The sequence below is a fragment of the Rhodanobacter thiooxydans LCS2 genome (assembly GCF_000264375.1).
GTDB lineage: Bacteria > Pseudomonadota > Gammaproteobacteria > Xanthomonadales > Rhodanobacteraceae > Rhodanobacter > Rhodanobacter thiooxydans.
In genome coordinates this window covers 1-16,863 of record NZ_AJXW01000007.1, presented here as the reverse complement: position 1 = coordinate 16,863, position 16,863 = coordinate 1, and the positions used below count along the sequence as shown (strand labels likewise).

Genomic DNA, 16,863 nt, shown 5'->3' with positions numbered 1-16,863 from the left:
ATCGATCCTCCGGTGGCGTTGACTCCATCCCCTGCTTGTCCCCAAGGGACTCCCCTCAGTCGCAGGGGAGGGTTGGGGTGGGGTAGCTCTTGATCTTCAAGTCAAAAGCTTCACCCCTCCTGGCCTCCCCCTGCAAGCAGGGGGAGGAGCAAAGCTCAAAACCCCGCGGCGTGCTCCGACAGCCGCCGCTTCAGCGGTGCGAGGCGGTCCAGCACGCGCACGCCGATGCCGCGCGCGGCCACCAGCGCCGGTGACTGCCATGCGTAGATGCGGGCCAGGGCGTCGAAGCCCAGCGCATCCAGCGTGTCGGCGCTGCGCCGGCGGCGCGCGTAGCGGCGCAGCACGTGGGTGGCGCCGATGTCGCGGCCGGTGGCACGCGCGTCGAGCAGCGTGTCGCGCAGCTCGGCTACATCGCGCAGGCCCAGGTTGACGCCCTGCCCGGCCAGCGGATGCACCGCGTGCGCGGCGTCGCCCAGCAACACGAAACGGTCGGCCTGGTAGCGCTCGGCCAGCTGCAGCCTCAGCGGGAACGCCGCACGCGGCGTGGTCGCGACGATCCGACCCAGCCGGAAATCGCTGGCGACGCCGAGTTCGTCGAGGAAAGCCTGGTCGTCCAGCGCCAGCACGCGTCGCGCCTCGGCCTCGGGCAGCGACCACACGATCGAGCTGCGCCCGTCGGCCAGCGGCAGCAACGCCAGCGGACCGCCCGGCAGGAAGCGCTGCCACGCAGTGTCCTGGTGCGGACGTTCGGTGGCGACGTGCGCCACCACCGCGCGTTGCGCGTAGTCGCGACCGCGCGTACCGATGCCAGCCAGCGCGCGCAGCGGCGAGCCGGCGCCGTCGGCCGCCACCAGCAGGCTGGCGGAAAGAGTCTCGCCATCGGCCAATTCCAGCTGGATGCGATCCTCGCGCGCCTCGAAACCGCGCACTTCGGCCGGGCACAGCCGGCGCACACTAGCTCCTGCGCGTCCTGCGCCCGCGGCACTGGCACTTCCCTGTGCGGCGTCCAGCGCCTGCCACAGCGTCCATTGCACCAGGCTGTTCTCGACGATGTAGCCGAGCCGGTCGCGCCCCTCGCTGGGGGCGTCGAAGTCGATTGCTGCGCCGCTTTCGGCGTCCCAGACGTGCATGTGCGTGTACGGGCTGGCGCGGGCAGCGCGGATGGACGTCCAGACGCCCAATTCGTCCAGCAGCATCACCGAGGACGGCGCCAGCCCGACCACGCGCAGATCCACCTCGGCGTGCGCGTCCCAGGCCGCCGGCGCGCGCGCCTCCAGCAGGGCGGTGGCGAAGCCCGCGCGCGCCAGGGCCAGCGCCGCGGCAGCACCGACCATGCCGCCGCCGACCACCGCCACGTCCAGCGCGGGCGGACGACGACGCGAAGTCATCTCCTGTGCCGGTGCATTCATGGCAGACGCTCCAGCACCGCCAGCGGTGGTTCGCCGCGGAAACCCATACCGCGCCGCGCCAGTACGCGCTGCAGCGGCGGCAGCCGGTCACAGGCGAGCAGGGCCAGCGAGCGTAGCGGCGCCAGCAGCGGTTGCGACAGGCAGGCCAGCTGCACCAGGCCGTGGCTCATCGCCATGGTGCCCTCGCGGTCCGGCGCGCGCCGCGCGGCGTAGCGCGCCAACAGCCCGGGCGCGCCCGGATCGGGCGCGGCGGCGACCAGTTCGGCCAGGGTCAGCGCATCGCGCAGGCCGAGGTTGAAACCCTGCGCTCCAATCGGGTGCACGGTCTGCGCTGCGTTGCCCACCAGCACCGCGTGCGGTGCGGTCAGCAGGTTGGCGGCGACCCGCTGGATCGCATATGGATGCCGCTTGCCCGGGCGGCTCAGCCGGCCCAGCCGCCAGCCGAAACGGCGCTGCGCCAGCGCGATGAAACCGGCGTCGTCCAACGTGGCGACCGCCTCGGCCTCCGCGGCCGCCACCGTCAGTACCAGGCCGCAACGGCGCTCGGCCAGCGGCAGCAGGGCGACCGGCCCTGCATCGGAAAAACGCTCCCACGCCCGGTTCGCGTGCTCGCGCTCCGCGGTGACCGTGCACACGAACAGGGTCTGCCGGTAGTCGTGCCTTTCGGTGTCGATACCCAACTGCGCGCGCACGAACGACTGCGTGCCGTCGGCGCCAACCAGCAGTGGCGTGTCGAGGCTGCGCGTGCCGTCGGCGGCTTCGACCTGGGCGCGCCAGCCGCCGGACAACGGCTGCAGCGACGCCAGTTTCGCCGGCGCCAGCCGGGTCAGCCGGGTGCATTCGTCCAGCCGGTGCAGCAGCGCCGCACCGAGTTCGCGTGCCGGCAGGGTCCAGCCCAGCGCATCGACGCCGTGTTTCTCCGCATCGATGCGCGCGCTGCCGAACTCGTCGGCGCGGCTGACGCGGATATGCCGGATCGGCGTGGCGCAGGCGGCCGCGTGCCGCCACACGCCGATCGCCTCCAGCCCGTTGACGGTGGCGCGGGCCAGCGCAAGATTGCGTTCGTCATAGCTGGGCTGGGCATCGGTGCGCGGCGCGGCGGCCTCGACCAGGGTGGCGGCGACGCCGGCGGCATCCAGCGCGATCGCCAGGCTGGCGCCGACCAGGCCGCCGCCAATGACCAGCACGCTGCCGCCGGCAGGGGATGCGAAAGCATTCATGCCGTGGATGATACGCGCCGGCGCCGCACCGACACATCGGACCGGTCGCATTGGGCTAAACTGGCAGACCTGTATCCCGCCGAGCTGCACGGAGTCCACATGGCAACCTCAACGACCCGACGCGTGGCCATCTTCCTGGGCCTGGCCCTGGTGATGGGCGTCACCCGCTTCCACCCCTCGCTGCTGCACCACGCCTTGTGGGACGCCTCCTGGGGCGTGTTCTTCCTCGCCGGCTTCTGGCTGCGCGGCCAGGGCCGCTGGGCGTTCCCGCTGCTGATGGCCGAGGCGGTGCTGGTGGACTACCTCGTCATCAGCGGCCAGGGCATCGACTTCTGGAGTCATTACTGCGTGTCGCCGGCCTACTGGTTCCTGTTGCCGTCCTACGCGGCGCTGTGGCTGGGCGGCAGCTGGCTGGCCAAGCGCCAGCAGGGCCTGAACCTGCGTACGCTGGGCCTCGCGGTGGCCACGCTGCTGGTCGCCGAAGGCGTCTGCTACCTGGTCTCCAACGGCAGTTTCTACTGGATCAGCGCCAGCGTGCCGGCGCCGCGCAGCTTCGGCGCGTGGCTCAGCAATCTCGGCGACTGGTACCTGCCGTTCCTCGCCGGCACCGCCGTCTACGTGGCGCTGGGCGCCGTGCTGCACGTGCTGGCGACGCAGCTGGCGCACGCCGCGCCGCGCAGCAGCCACGCCCGGCACTGACGTGGGCAACCGCCTCTCGCGGATCTACACCCGCACCGGCGATGACGGTTCGACCGGTCTCGGCGACGGCTCGCGCGTGGGCAAGGACTCGCTGCGGGTCGACGCCTACGGCACCGTGGACGAACTCAACAGCACGATCGGCATGCTGCTGGCCGCCGACGGCGTCGATGACGAGGTGCGCGAGGCGCTGACCCAGGTGCAGCACGACCTGTTCGACCTCGGCGGCGAGCTGTGCATTCCGGGCATGGCGATGGTCGAGGACAGCGACATCGAGCGGCTGGAGCGCATCCTCGACACGCTCAACGAGCCGCTGCCGCCGCTGAAGGAATTCATCCTGCCCGGCGGCGGCATGGCGGCAGCCTGCGGCCACCTCGCGCGCACCGTGTGCCGGCGCGCCGAGCGTGCGGTGGTCGCGCTGTCGCGGGTGGAGGAAATCCGCAACCAGCCGCAGCGCTACCTGAACCGGCTGTCGGACCTGCTGTTCGTGATCTCGCGCGTGCTGGCCCGCGCCAGCGGCCACGGCGAAGTGCTGTGGCAGCACGAGCGCCGCCGCAAGCCCTCCGCGACCTAGACCCGCCCGCGATGCTGCGGCTGTACACCCATCCTGCCTGCCTGCAGCACGACCCCGGCCCGGGGCACGTCGAGCGGCCGGCACGGCTGCAGGCGGTGCTGCAGGCGCTGGACCACGACCGCTTCGCCGCGCTGGACCGCATCGAGGCGCCGCGGGTTACCCGCGAGCAGCTGCAGCGCGTGCACAGCGCGGCGCACATCAGTGAGGTCCTGCTCGGTGCGCCGGCAGGCGAGATGCTCGCGCTGGATCCGGACACGGTGATGGGTCCCGGCTCGACCGAGGCGGCGCTGCGTGCCGCCGGCGCGGTGGTCGCGGCGGTCGACGCGGTGCTCGGCGGCGAGGCACGGCGCGCCTTCTGCGCGGTGCGGCCGCCCGGCCACCACGCCACGCGCGAGCTGGCGATGGGCTTTTGCCTGTTCAACAACGTCGCGGTGGGCGCGGCCCACGCGCTGGCCGCGTATGGGCTCAAGCGGGTAGCCATCGCCGACTTCGACGTGCACCATGGCAACGGCACCCAGGACATCTTCGAGCGCGAGCCACGCGTGCTGTTCGCCTCCAGCCACCAGTCGCCGCTGTACCCGGACAGCGGTCGCAAGGACGAGCGCGGAGTGGGCAACATCGTCAACGGCACGTTGTCGCCGGGCGCCGGCTCGCACGAGTTCCGCGAGTTGTGGGAAGGCGTGCTGCTGCCACGGCTGCATGCGTTCAAGCCGCAGCTGGTGCTGGTCTCGGCCGGCTTCGACGCCCACCGCAACGACCCGCTGGCCGACATCCGCCTGGGCAGCGAAGACTACGCGTGGATCACCGAACGCCTGGCGGCACTGGCCGACGCGCATGCGGACGGCCGGATGGTGTCCACCCTGGAAGGTGGCTACGACCGGGGCGCGCTGGCCGCCTGCGTGGGCGCGCACGTCGGCGCCCTCATCGGCTAGGTCGCCGCATGGCGCGCTGCTTTCCCACTCCGGATTTCCCTTCCGGTGCCCGCCCCGGCTGAATCCCCGACGTGCGGCGGCAAAGCTTAACCTGCCGTCCGGGGGGTCTTTCTGCTAGCTTAACGAGCCTTCGAAGCAGGCAGATTCCCCGTGACGCCCAAGCTACCTCCACGCCGCCTGCTGGCGGTCGCTGCCACCCTTGCCCTGTTCGGCGGCCAGGCCGACGCCAGCAACCCGCTGGCCCCGCCCGCCGCTCCGACCAACCAGGCGTGTCCGCTGGGCTCGTTCCATTGCGCGCCACGCCCGCTCAATTACGCCATGTGCCGGCCCAATGCCTTGCTGGAGTTCTACGACCCCAGCCTGGGCAGGGACGCCAGCCTGCGCGAGACCAGTCCCACCCTGGTGCAGGCGCAGCACGTGGACAGCTCCAACCAGTCCGTCTACCACCTCTCCGGCGAAGTGAAGCTGCAGCGCGCCGACCAGCAGCTGCAGGCCGAGCGCATCGACTACAACGACCAGAACACCGACTACGACGCCCGCGGCAACGTGCGCTACCAGGAGGCCGGCCAGTTGCTGGCCGCCTCCAGCATGCGCGGCAACACCGGGGCCAGCCGTGGCACCGCCAACGACGTGCGCTACCAGCTGCTCGACGCGCGCGGCAACGGCACCGCTGGCCAGGGCCAGATGCTGGATGCGCAGCACTCGCGCTACTCGCAGGCCACCTACTCCACCTGCGACGTCGGCCACCACCTGTGGGAGTTCCGCGCCAAGTCCATCACCATCAACAAGGAAACCGGCGTTGGCGTGGCGCGCAACGCCACCATGCGCCTCGGCAACGTGCCGTTCCTGTACCTGCCGTACTTCAGCTTCCCGGTCGACGACCGCCGCAAGACCGGCTTCCTCTACCCCACCGTCGGCCACACCAGCCGCTCGGGCTACGAGATCAGCACGCCGTACTACCTGAACCTGGCGCCGAACTACGACGCCACGCTGGACCCGCGCTACTACAGCGCGCGCGGTGCGATGCTGGCCGGGGAATTCCGTTACCTGACCGCAGGCAGCCGCGGCCAGCTCAACGTGGAATACGTGCCGGACGACCACGGCGAAAACGATGGCCTGGCCGTCACCAAGGGCGACTCGCGCTACCTGGTCAACTTCTCCGACAGCACGCAATTGTGGAAAGGCTGGCAGTTCGTGGGTTCGTACAACCACGCCTCGGACAGCAGCTACCTGTACGACTATGGCGATGCCCTGTCTCACTCGGCCGTCTACACGCTCGCCTCCAACGCCGCGATCAGAGGCGGCGGCAAGTGGTGGAACGCCTCCTTCGGCGGCACCATCTACCAGAACGTCAACCCGTTCGTCACCGACCGCGGTCTGCCGTACAAGCAGCTGCCTTACGCGAAGTTCAGCATGGACGTGCCGCTGTCGCGCTGGCTGGAAGTCGGCGTGGACAGCTCGGCGGTGGCGTTCCGCAAGGCGGGCTTCGTCGAAGGCCAGCGCGAGGACATCTACCCGTACCTGGCGGCCGACTTCGGCAGCTCGGCCTGGTTCGTGCGCCCGCGGCTCGGCTATCGCTACACCGCCTACCAGCTGGACAGCAACTACCAGAACTACGGCTACGGTGGGCAGCTCGGCAGCGGCGCAACCTCGCCGTTCAACCAGAAGTCGCCGAGCCGCTCGCTGCCGATCGTCAGCCTCGACAGCGGACTGGTGTTCGACCGCAGCACCACGCTGTTCGGCAGCAGCTACACCCAGACGCTGGAGCCGCGGCTGTACTACCTGTACGTGCCGTACCGCAACCAGGACAACCTGCCGCTGTTCGACACCAACGTGATGTCGTTCGACTACTGGCAGTTGTTCTCGACCAACCAGTTCTCCGGCGCCGACCGCCAGATGGACGCGAACAACCTCACCGCGGCGCTGACCAGCCGCCTGCTCGACGACGGTGGTGTCGAGCGGGTATCGGCCAGCATCGGCCAGATCCACTATTTCAGCCCACAGAAGGTGCTGCGCACCGACTGGGTCCGCTCGTCCTACGTGGCCCAGCTCGACGTGCAGCTCAGCGAGCGCTGGCGCCTGGGCAGCAGCTATCAGTGGAGCCCGAACACCCGCCAGACCGACCTGGCCTCGGTGCAGCTGCAGCGGCGCATCCGCACCGACGGCGTCCTCAATTTCTCCTACCGTTACCGTCGGGGCCTGCTGGAACAATACAACGCCTCCGTGGTCTACCCGGTGTCCGAGCGCTGGCGGCTGGTGGGTGCATGGACCTACTCGGTGAAGGATCGCGAGAGCGTCGATGCGCTGGCCGGCGTGGAGTACGACAGCTGCTGCGTGTCGCTGCGGCTGGTCGGGCGCAGCTACGTGAACCAGAGCTACTACGGCTTCGGTCCGGCGCCGACCGGCGGCAACATCAACCATCGCGACAATGCCGTCATGTTCGAAGTGGTTTTCAAGGGGCTGGGCTCCACCGGCGGCCAGATCGATCCACTGCTGCGCCGTGATATTCTCGGCTATCAATAAACGCATTCGCCCCGGCGAAATCAGGCTTTCCACTGATGAAGCAATCCCTTGCATCCCTCCTGCTCGCGCTCGCGATCATGCTCCCCGCCCACGCCCAGCTGCTGGCGCCGGCCGCGCCGGCCGACCAGCCGCTGGACCGCATCGTGGCGGTGGTCAACGACGACGTGATCCTGCAGAGCGAGCTGAACGACGCCGTGGCCTCGGTGCAGCAACAGTACGCCGGCCGCGCCGGCCAGCTGCCGCCAATGAACGTGCTGCAGCAGCAGGTACTGAACCGGCTGGTGCTGATGCGCCTGCAGATCCAGAAGGCGCAGGACCAGGGCATTCGCATCTCCAATGCCGACGTCGACCAGGCCGTCCAGGGCGTGGCCGAGCAGAACAAGCTCAGTCCCGAGCAGTTGCGTGCCGAGGTGGAGCGCAGCGGCGCCAGCTTCGCCTCGTTCCGCGAGCAGCTGGCCGACCAGATCACCGTGCAGCGGCTGCACCAGAGCGTGGTGCAGGATTCGGTCTCGGTCACCGACAGCGAGATCGACAACCTGCTCAGCAGCCCGACCTACAAGGCCGGCGAGGTGCACTTGGCGCACATCCAGATCAGCATCCCGGGCGGCGCTGACGCCACCGCGATCCAGGCCAGCCAGGCCAAGGCCGAGCAGGCGCTGGCCGCGATCAAGGGGGGCATGGATTTCAACGCCGCCGCGATCCGCTACTCCGACGCGTCCGACGCGCTCGACGGCGGCGACCTCGGCTGGCGCCGGCTGGACGAAATCCCGCCCGCGTTCGCGGACACCCTCGCTTCGATGAAGCCCGGCGACGTCAGCGCGGCGCTGCGCGGCCCGACCGGCTTCCACATCCTCAAGCTGGTCGATCAGCGCCAGAGCAGCCGCAAGATGGTCACCGAGCTGCATGCGCGGCAGATCCTGATCAAGCCAAGCGATCTGCTGACCCCGGCGCAGGCGCAGCAGAAGGCGCAGGACCTGTACCACCGCATCGTCGACAAGCACGAGGACTTCGCCACGCTGGCCAAGGAAAACTCCAAGGACGACACCACCGCCAACATCGGCGGCGACATGGGCTGGTTCCCGCCGCAGGCATGGGGCCAGGCCATTGCCGCGCAACTGGCCCAGCTGAAGGACGACCAGGTGTCGCAGCCGTTCCAGAGCGCCGCCGGCTGGCACATCGTGCAGCGGCTCGGCGAACGCCAGAGCGACCAGACCGTGCAGATCGAACGCGACCAGGCGCGGCAGGCCATCGGCACGCGCAAGTCCGAACAGGTCTACGACGACTACCTGCGCGACCTGCGCTCCAACGCCTATGTCGACGTCCTGGTGCCCGAGTTGCGCGACGCGGACAGCCAGGCTGCCGCCAGCTCGCCGTAACGGCGGTTGGACACCATGCCACTGCCCCGGCTCGCGCTGACGGCGGGTGAGCCGGCGGGCGTTGGCGCCGAGCTCCTGATCCGCCTGGCCGCCACGCCGCTGGCAGCGAGCCTGGTCGCGATCACCGATCGCGGCCTGCTGCAACGCGCCGCCTCGCGCTGCGGCGTGGCCATCGAACTCACCGACGACGACGGCAGCCACCAGGCGGCACGCCGCCCCGGCTCGCTGCGTCTGCACCACGTTCCGCTGGCCATCGAGGAAGTGCCGGGCCGGCCGGACCCGCGCAACGCCCGTCACGTGCTGGACACGCTGGCCGAAGCCGCCGACGGCTGCATGGCTGGCCGCTACGACGCGGTGGTCACCGCGCCGCTGCAGAAGTCCTCGATCAACGACGCCGGCATCCGCTTCAGCGGACATACCGAGTTCTTCGCCGAACGCGCGCGCGCCGACGTGGTGATGATGCTGGCCAGCCCGGAACTGCGGGTGGCGCTGGCCACTACCCATCTGTCGCTCGCGGCGGTGCCGGCGGCGATCACTCCCGCCGCGCTGACCCGCACGCTGCGCATCGTGCACGCCGAGCTGCAGCGCAAGTTCGGCATGGCCGCGCCGCGCATCGCGGTGCTCGGGCTCAACCCGCACGCCGGCGAAGGCGGCCACCTCGGCCGCGAGGAGATCGACACGCTGATCCCGGTGCTCGACGCCCTGCGCCGCGAAGGCATGCAGTTGCTCGGCCCGCTGCCCGCCGACACTGCCTTCGTGCCGGCACAGCGCGCGCATTACGACGCCGTGCTGGCGATGTACCACGACCAGGCCCTGCCGGTGCTGAAGAGCGAGGCGTTCGACCGCACCGTGAACCTCACCCTCGGCCTGCCGTTCATCCGCACCTCGGTCGATCACGGCACCGCGCTGGACCTGGCCGGCAGCGGCCGCGCCGATCCATCCAGCCTGATCGCGGCGGCAAACCTCGCGTTGGCGCTGGCGGCACGCCAGCGAGAAGAGCATGAAGAGGAGTGAGAAGTGAGCAAAAGCAGCCACGCCTCCACTCCCGTTTCCCGCTCCTCTCCGCTCAGAGCTTGTGGAGAAAACCACACCCTGTGGTTTTCTTCGATCGCGAGTCCGGTATGCGCCCGGACTCGCTCACCTGAAACAGTCACTTGCGTGACTGTTTCAGGTCCGGCCATCGGGGAACCGCTCCTGCGTTGCCTCAACTCGGACATCCATGCCCCTCGCCGCGGCCGGTCTGAGAGGTTGAGAAAATCACAACCTCTCACTGCTACCCCATGAACGCCCGACCCAAGAAAAGCTTCGGCCAGCACTTCCTGCACGACCGGCGCTACATCGACCGCATCGTCAGCGCGATCGCGCCGCGGCCGGAGGATTTCATGGTCGAGATCGGTCCCGGCGAAGGCGCGCTGACCCTGCCACTGCTGGCGGCGGCGGGCAGGCTCACCGCGATCGAACTGGACACCGACCTGATCCCCGACCTGCGTTCGCGTGCTGCCACGGTGGGCGAGCTGCACGTTATCCACGCCGACGTGCTGAAGGTGGACTTCAGCGCGCTGGCGCACAGCCACGGCGCGCCGCAGCTGCGCATCGCCGGCAACCTGCCGTACTACATCTCCAGCCCGATCCTGTTCCACTGCGTCGAGCACGCCGCGGCCATCCGCGACATGCATTTCATGCTGCAGAAGGAAGTGGTCGAGCGCATGGCCGCCGAGCCGGGCAGCAAGGTGTACGGCCGGCTGTCGGTGATGCTGCAGCTGGCCTGCCGCGTGGAGCCGCTGTTCGACGTGCCGCCGGAAGCGTTCCGCCCGCCGCCGAAGGTGGAGTCCGCGGTGGTACGGCTGGTGCCGCTGCCGGTCGGCGAATTGCACGACGCACCGCCCGAGCACGTCCATGCCGTGGTCAAGGCCGCGTTTGGCCAGCGCCGCAAGACGCTGGCCAATGCACTGCGGCAACTGCTCGATGCCGACGCGATCCGTCGCGCCGATGTCGACCCGAAAGCACGCGCCGAAACCCTCGCTCCGGCCGATTTCGTGCGCCTGGCCAAGGTCTACGGCGGCCTCTGAGGGAAACGCGCGCCCCATTCGCGGCGGCAGGCCTTACAATCCGGGCATGACTGAAAAATCTTCCTACACGATCGACGTGCAGGTCGAAACCCGCTTCGTCCCCGACCAATCGAAGCCCGGTGACAATCGCTACGTTTTCGCCTACACCGTCACCCTGCGCAACGCCGGCGAGATGCCCGCGCGCCTGCTCGCACGCCGCTGGATGATCACCGACGCCAACGGCAAGGTCGAGGAGGTCACCAGCGAGGGCGTGGTCGGCGAACAGCCGTGGATGCGGCCCGGCGACGATTTCGAATACACCTCCGGCGCGGTGCTGGAGACGCCGGTCGGCACCATGGGCGGCAGCTACCGGATGCTGGCCGACGACGGCACGGAGTTCGAGGCGCCCATCCCGACCTTCACCCTGTCCATTCCGCGTACGCTGCACTAATGGCCCTGCGCTGACATGGCTACGTACGCGATCGGCGACGTGCAGGGCTGCTATCCCGAATTGCAACGCCTGCTCGACAAGCTGCGCTTCGACCCGGCGCAGGACCGGCTGTGGTTCTGCGGCGACCTGGTCAACCGCGGCGGCCAGTCGCTGGACACGCTGCGGCTGATCCACGGCCTGCGCGAATACAGCGTGGTCACCCTGGGCAACCATGACCTCAGCCTGCTGGCGATCGCCCAGCGCCGGCCCGATGCGCAGGCACGCGTAAATCCCGAGTTGCGCGAGGTGCTGTTCGCCGACGATGCACCGGTGCTGTTCGAGTGGCTGCGTTCGCAGAAGCTGCTGCACCACGACGAGCAGCTCAACTGGACCATGGTGCATGCCGGCCTGGCGCCGCTCTGGACGCTGCGCCAGGCGCAGCGCGCCGCGCAGGAGGTCGAGCGCGAACTGTCCAGCCCGCACCATCCACGCCTGCTGCGCAACCTGTTCGGCAACCGGCCGGCGCTGTGGTCGAGCCGGCTGCAGGGCCTGGACCGCCAGCGCGCCACCATCAACACGATGACCCGGATGCGCTACTGCGACGTCAACGGCCGCATCGACTTCGAGGCGAAGGGCGCTCCCGGCACGCAGAAGGCCGGACTGTATCCGTGGTTCGAAGTGCCCGGCATGCGCCGGCGCGACACCCGCATCGTCTGCGGCCACTGGTCGGCACTGGGCCGCTTCGCCGGACTCGGCGTGCACGCGATCGACACCGGCTGCGTCTGGGGCGGGCAGCTCACCGCCTTGCGGCTGGACAGCGAGGAGCTGCAGTACATCGCAGTCAACGCCGAGCCGTATCGCAAACGCCCACCCGGCGGCGAGGACTGATCCGCCACTACTGAACCGACAGCCATGAAAAAACCCCGCCTCAGCGGGGTTTTCTTTTGATGAGGAGTGCGGCCACGGATGGCCGTCCGTTTGACTCTCGCGATCAGGGACGATCGCAAAGAGTTGAGGAGTGCGGCCATGAATGGCCGCCCATTTGACCTTCGCGATCATGGACGATCGCAAAGATGTGGAGAAGTACGGCCACGGATGGCCACCCGTTTGACTTTCGCGATCAGGGATCGATCGCAAAAAAACAACTCAGGCGAGCTGGCCGTGGCAGTGCTTGTACTTTTTGCCCGAGCCGCACGGGCACGGGTCGTTGCGTCCGACCTTGGGGCCATCGTGCTGCGCAGGCTGCTGCGCCAGGCGCATGCCGGCACCGACCGCCGCCTCGGCTGCCACCGCGCCACCAAACGCGCCTTCCGTGGGCGCGCCGCCACCGCTGGCCAGCATCTGCTTCTGCAGGCGATCAGCCAGGCGACGCTGCTCGGCCTCCATCGCGGCGACTTCCTCTTCGCTGCGAATGCGGATCCGCGCCAGCATCTGCACCACTTCGGCCTTGATCCGCTCGAGCATGTCGGAGAACAGCTTGAACGACTCGCGCTTGAACGCCTGCTTCGGATCCTGCTGCGCGTAGCCGACCAGGTAGATGCCCTGGCGCAGATAATCCATGCTGGCCAGGTGGTCCTTCCAGGCGTTGTCGACCACCGTCAGCATGATGTGCTTTTCCAGCTGGCGCATGGTCTCGGCGCCGATCTGCGCCTCCTTGGCCTGGAACAGCTCGTCCACCGCGCCGCGCACATGCTCGAGGAGCATCTTCGCGTCGATCTCCTGCTGCTGCTCGATCCAGTGCTTGAGGTCGAGCGACAGGCCCAGCTCGCTTTCCAGCTCGCGGTCGAGCCCGGCCAGGTCCCACTGCTCGTCGATGCTGTCGTCCGGCACGTAGGCACGCACCATGTTCTGCACCACGTCGTCGCGAATGTCGGCCACGGTGGCCTGCACGTCGTCGTCATCGAGCAGTTCGTCGCGCTGGCGGTAGATCACCTTGCGCTGGTCGTTGGCGACGTCGTCGAACTCCAGCAGGTGCTTGCGGATGTCGAAGTTGTGCTGTTCGACCTTGCGCTGCGCCTTCTCGATCTGGCGGCTGATCATGCGGTCTTCCAGCGCGTCGTCGTCCTTCATGCCGAAGCGCTTCATCCAGCGCACCAGGCCTTCGCCGCCGAAGATGCGCAGCAGGTTGTCCTCCAGCGACAGGTAGAAGCGCGAGGAACCCGGGTCGCCCTGGCGACCGGAACGGCCGCGCAGCTGGTTGTCGATGCGTCGCGACTCATGCCGCTCGGTACCGATGATGTGCAGGCCACCGGCAGCGACCACCTGTTCGTGCAGTTTCTTCCACTCGGCCCTGACGCGCTGGCGGTCGGCCTCACCGGCCTCCGCCGGCAGTTCCGCCAGCGCCGCCTCCAGGCTGCCGCCGAGCACGATGTCGGTACCGCGGCCGGCCATGTTGGTGGCGATGGTGACCTGGCCGGGCGCGCCGGCCTGGGCCACGATATGCGCTTCGCGCTCGTGCTGCTTGGCGTTCAGCACCTCGTGCGCCACGCCGGCCTTCTTCAGCAAGCCCGACAGCAGCTCGGACACCTCGATCGAGGTGGTGCCGACCAGCACCGGCTGGCCGCGCTTGTGGCACGCCTGGATGTCCTCGATCACCGAGTTGTACTTCGGCGTCTGCGACAGGAAGATCATGTCCGGGTTGTCCTTGCGGATCATCGGCTTGTGGGTGGGGATCACCACCACCTCCAGGCCGTAGATGCTCTGGAACTCGAACGCCTCGGTGTCGGCCGTGCCGGTCATGCCGGCCAGCTTCTTGTACATGCGGAACAGGTTCTGGAACGTCACCGTGGCCAGCGTCTGGTTCTCGCGCTGGATCGGCACGCCTTCCTTCGCCTCCACCGCCTGGTGCAGGCCGTCGGACCAGCGCCGGCCCGGCAGGGTGCGGCCGGTGAACTCGTCGACGATGATCACCTCGCCGTCGCGCACGATGTAGTCGACGTCGCGCTGGTAGATGCCGTTGGCCCGCAGCGCGGCGTTGAGGTGGTGCACCACCGCCAGATTCTTGGAGTCGTACAGGCCGCTGTCCTGCTCGATCACGCCGCTCGCGCGCAGCAGTTCGTCGGCGTGCTGCATGCCCGCCTCGGACAGATGCACCTGCTTCTGCTTCTCGTCGACCCAGTAGTCGCCCTCGCCGTTCTCCTCGGTCTGGCGGACCATCTGCGGCACGATCTTGTTCACCGCGATGTACAGCTGCGGGGAATCCTCGGCCGGGCCGGAGATGATCAGCGGCGTGCGCGCCTCGTCGATCAGGATCGAGTCGACTTCGTCGACGATCGCGTAGTGCAGGCCGCGCTGATAGCGCTGTTCCTTGCTCAGCGCCATGTTGTCGCGCAGGTAGTCGAAGCCGAACTCGTTGTTGGTGCCGTAGGTGATGTCGGCGGCGTAGGCCGCGTGCTTGTCGGCGTGGTCCATGCCCGGGTACACCACCCCCACGGCCAGGCCGAGGAAGTTGTACAGCTTGCCCATCTGGGCCGAGTCGCGCCGGGCCAGGTAGTCGTTGACGGTGACCACGTGCACGCCCTTGCCGGCCAGCGCATTCAGGTAGACCGGCAGCGTGCCGACCAGGGTCTTGCCCTCGCCGGTGCGCATCTCGGCGATCTTGCCCTGATGCAGCACCATGCCGCCGATCATCTGCACGTCGTAGTGGCGCATGCCCAGGGTGCGCTTGGCCGCCTCGCGCACCACCGCAAACGCTTCCGGCAGCAGTTTGTCGAGCGATTCCCCGGCCGCAACGCGCTGCTTGAACGCGTCGGTCTTGCCGCGCAGCTCGTCATCGCTCAGTTTCTCGAATTCGGGCTCCAGCGCATTGATGCGGTTGACACTCTTGGAAAGCTGGCGCAACACGCGTTCGTTGCGGCTGCCAAACAGGCTCGTCAGGGCACGATTGAACATCGATCTTCCGGGTTGGAGTGAAATGCCCACGGCGCACGCGGGCCAATCGAGCATGTTACTACATGCCCGCCGGGCACCACCCGCGGAGGCAGCCGCGCCCGGGACGCGGCCGGTTGAGCCAAGCCGCAGCGCCATCCTGAATGGCGCCGGCCAGCGCAGGATTCAAGGGATGGCGGGCAGCAACGGGCCTCAGCGATGGTTGCGCACGAACGCCAGCGGGTTGACCACGCGGCCGTTGTACCAGACCTCGAAATGCACGTGCGAGCCGGTGGAACGGCCGGTGGAACCGGCCCGGGCCACCACGTTGCCGACCTGCACGTGCTGGCCGGGACGCGCCACCAGCGCGCTGTTGTGCGCGTAGCGGGTCATGTAGCCGTTGCCGTGGTCGATCTCTACTACGTTGCCGTAGCCCTGGCGCACGCCGGCAAAGGTCACCATGCCCTCGGCCACGGTGTGCACCGGCGTGCCGAGCGGGGTCGAGATGTCAATGCCGGTATGCCGCGCCGAGCGGCCGTCGAACGGGTCCGCGCGCACGCCGAAATAGGAGGAGATGTAACCCGGCACCGGCATCCCGGTCGGCTTCAGATTGGACTCGATCCGGGCATCCAGCAACAGGCTCTGCAGCGCCGACAGCTGCGCCTGCTGGCGGTCGAACTGGCTGGCCAGCTGGCTGATGCTGTTGTCCAGCGCCGGCGGCAGGGCATAAGCGCTGCTGCCGGGGTCCTCGACGCCGCCGACGGCTGGCTGCTGGTCGAAATCGAACTCGCCGTCGTCGAGCTTGCCGACCTCCGCCAGGCGTTCGCCCAGTGCATTCAGGCGGGTCGACTGGGCCTGCAGCTGGCCCAGCTTCACGGCCAGCGCATCGAGGCTGCGCTGGGCCTCCTGGCGCACCCCGCCCAGTTGGGCGTCCTGCTGCCGGGCCTGCTGCTGCAGGTCGCGGATCTCGGCCAGCGCGCGGTCGCGCGGACTGGCCACCAGCATGGCCAGCGCCATGCCGGCACCCATGCAACCGAGTACCGCCAGCGCAGTGACCGAAAACAGCTTCCAGCGCAGGCGATGGTCGGCCAGGTCGAGGGTTTTCGGCAGTTTCCTGGCGCGTGATACGAGTATGATCTGCATGTCTTTCCTGGGTCGAATTCCGGCACCATGCAACACGCCACTCCGGCCACTTCCCGCCGCACCGGCAGCGGGCCGAAGCCCCTCGCCGACTGCGGCTCCTTCGCGACGCTGGCCCGAAGGGCCGACGCGCTGGAAGCGCTGGACCGCGCACTGCGCCAGACATTGCCGTTACCGCTGCGCGAGCAGGTGAGGTTCGCCAACCTGCGCAACGATCGCCTCGTCTTCCTGGCGTCTTCACCGGGCTGGGCATCACGCCTGCGCTTGATGCAGACGCAAATCCTTGCCGCCGCACATGCCATTGGCACCTGCGCCAGTTCAGTCACCGTGAAAGTGATCCCCCCTGCACCAGCCGCCACAGCGCCGGACCGGTCGAAACCGCTTTCGCCTGCCGCCGCCGCCCACCTCAGGGCCGCCGCCGCATCATTCACAGACCCCGAATTGCGGGCGCTGTTCCTTGAGCTGGCGTCCTTCGCCGAAACTGCTGATTCCCCCTTGCCCGGCGCAGATTGATGGCGCCGGTCCGCATGCTGCAGGCGGTTTTATAGCACGCCGTTTGTTAAGGAGTAATCCGCCATGTAGCAGAGGCGTGAAGCGCAACGCCCTCAGAACGTGATATGCATCATAAAAAAACGGCCCCGTCGCGCG

General features: G+C 68.6%; 14 protein-coding genes. 10 read left to right on the top strand and 4 right to left on the bottom strand.

Annotated features, from left to right (window positions below; genetic code table 11):
• Positions 1 to 155: 155 nt before the first annotated feature.
• The gene (locus UUA_RS01945; protein ID WP_008433792.1) at positions 156 to 1,409 is read right to left on the bottom strand and encodes a UbiH/UbiF/VisC/COQ6 family ubiquinone biosynthesis hydroxylase; all 1,254 of its coding nucleotides are present in this window, start codon (positions 1,407 to 1,409) and stop codon (positions 156 to 158) included.
• A complete protein-coding gene (gene ubiH / locus UUA_RS01940) occupies positions 1,406 to 2,629 on the bottom strand; it encodes a 2-octaprenyl-6-methoxyphenyl hydroxylase (protein ID WP_008433791.1) in 1,224 nt (407 codons plus the stop codon). The genes UUA_RS01945 and ubiH overlap by 4 nt, the downstream gene beginning before the upstream one ends.
• Before the next feature lie 99 nt (positions 2,630 to 2,728).
• Here ubiH and UUA_RS01935 point away from each other — a divergent pair, with 99 nt between their 5' ends.
• The 9 genes from UUA_RS01935 (at position 2,729) to UUA_RS01895 (ending at position 12,096) form a co-directional block, all read left to right on the top strand.
• Positions 2,729 to 3,328, top strand: a complete 600-nt coding sequence (locus UUA_RS01935; RefSeq protein ID WP_039953410.1) for a hypothetical protein — start codon at positions 2,729 to 2,731, stop codon at positions 3,326 to 3,328.
• A 1-nt stretch (position 3,329) separates the two neighbouring features.
• Positions 3,330 to 3,899, top strand: coding sequence for a cob(I)yrinic acid a,c-diamide adenosyltransferase (locus tag UUA_RS01930; protein WP_008433789.1), 570 nt, complete (start codon positions 3,330 to 3,332; stop codon positions 3,897 to 3,899).
• 11 nt (positions 3,900 to 3,910) lie between these two features.
• On the top strand, positions 3,911 to 4,831 hold the full coding sequence (locus tag UUA_RS01925; RefSeq protein WP_008433788.1) for a histone deacetylase family protein: 921 nt from the start codon (positions 3,911 to 3,913) through the stop codon (positions 4,829 to 4,831).
• Positions 4,832 to 4,981: 150 nt separating this feature from the next.
• On the top strand, positions 4,982 to 7,354 hold the full coding sequence (locus UUA_RS01920; RefSeq protein ID WP_008433787.1) for an LPS-assembly protein LptD: 2,373 nt from the start codon (positions 4,982 to 4,984) through the stop codon (positions 7,352 to 7,354).
• A 35-nt stretch (positions 7,355 to 7,389) separates the two neighbouring features.
• Entirely contained in the window at positions 7,390 to 8,730 is a 1,341-nt protein-coding gene (locus tag UUA_RS01915; protein ID WP_008433785.1) for a peptidylprolyl isomerase, read from the top strand.
• A 15-nt stretch (positions 8,731 to 8,745) separates the two neighbouring features.
• Complete coding sequence (gene pdxA / locus UUA_RS01910) at positions 8,746 to 9,744, top strand: 4-hydroxythreonine-4-phosphate dehydrogenase PdxA (protein ID WP_008433784.1); 999 nt, start codon at positions 8,746 to 8,748, stop codon at positions 9,742 to 9,744.
• Between the two features lie 266 nt (positions 9,745 to 10,010).
• Positions 10,011 to 10,799 (top strand): 16S rRNA (adenine(1518)-N(6)/adenine(1519)-N(6))-dimethyltransferase RsmA, encoded by a 789-nt coding sequence (rsmA, locus tag UUA_RS01905; RefSeq protein ID WP_008433782.1) that lies wholly within the window; start codon positions 10,011 to 10,013, stop codon positions 10,797 to 10,799.
• Positions 10,800 to 10,845: 46 nt separating this feature from the next.
• Positions 10,846 to 11,229: a Co2+/Mg2+ efflux protein ApaG gene (gene apaG / locus UUA_RS01900; protein ID WP_008433781.1), complete on the top strand. Its 384-nt coding sequence runs from the start codon at positions 10,846 to 10,848 to the stop codon at positions 11,227 to 11,229.
• Between the two features lie 15 nt (positions 11,230 to 11,244).
• Positions 11,245 to 12,096, top strand: a complete 852-nt coding sequence (locus tag UUA_RS01895) for a symmetrical bis(5'-nucleosyl)-tetraphosphatase (RefSeq protein ID WP_008433779.1) — start codon at positions 11,245 to 11,247, stop codon at positions 12,094 to 12,096.
• 258 nt (positions 12,097 to 12,354) lie between these two features.
• Here the strand turns inward: UUA_RS01895 and secA are convergent, their stop codons facing one another.
• Positions 12,355 to 15,099: a preprotein translocase subunit SecA gene (secA, locus tag UUA_RS01890; RefSeq protein WP_008433778.1), complete on the bottom strand. Its 2,745-nt coding sequence runs from the start codon at positions 15,097 to 15,099 to the stop codon at positions 12,355 to 12,357.
• Positions 15,100 to 15,288: 189 nt separating this feature from the next.
• Complete coding sequence (locus tag UUA_RS01885) at positions 15,289 to 16,218, bottom strand: M23 family metallopeptidase (protein WP_008433776.1); 930 nt, start codon at positions 16,216 to 16,218, stop codon at positions 15,289 to 15,291.
• A 27-nt stretch (positions 16,219 to 16,245) separates the two neighbouring features.
• On the opposite strand from UUA_RS01885, the gene UUA_RS01880 reads away from it, so the two are divergent.
• Positions 16,246 to 16,728 (top strand): DciA family protein, encoded by a 483-nt coding sequence (locus UUA_RS01880; protein ID WP_008433774.1) that lies wholly within the window; start codon positions 16,246 to 16,248, stop codon positions 16,726 to 16,728.
• Positions 16,729 to 16,863: the final 135 nt, after the last annotated feature.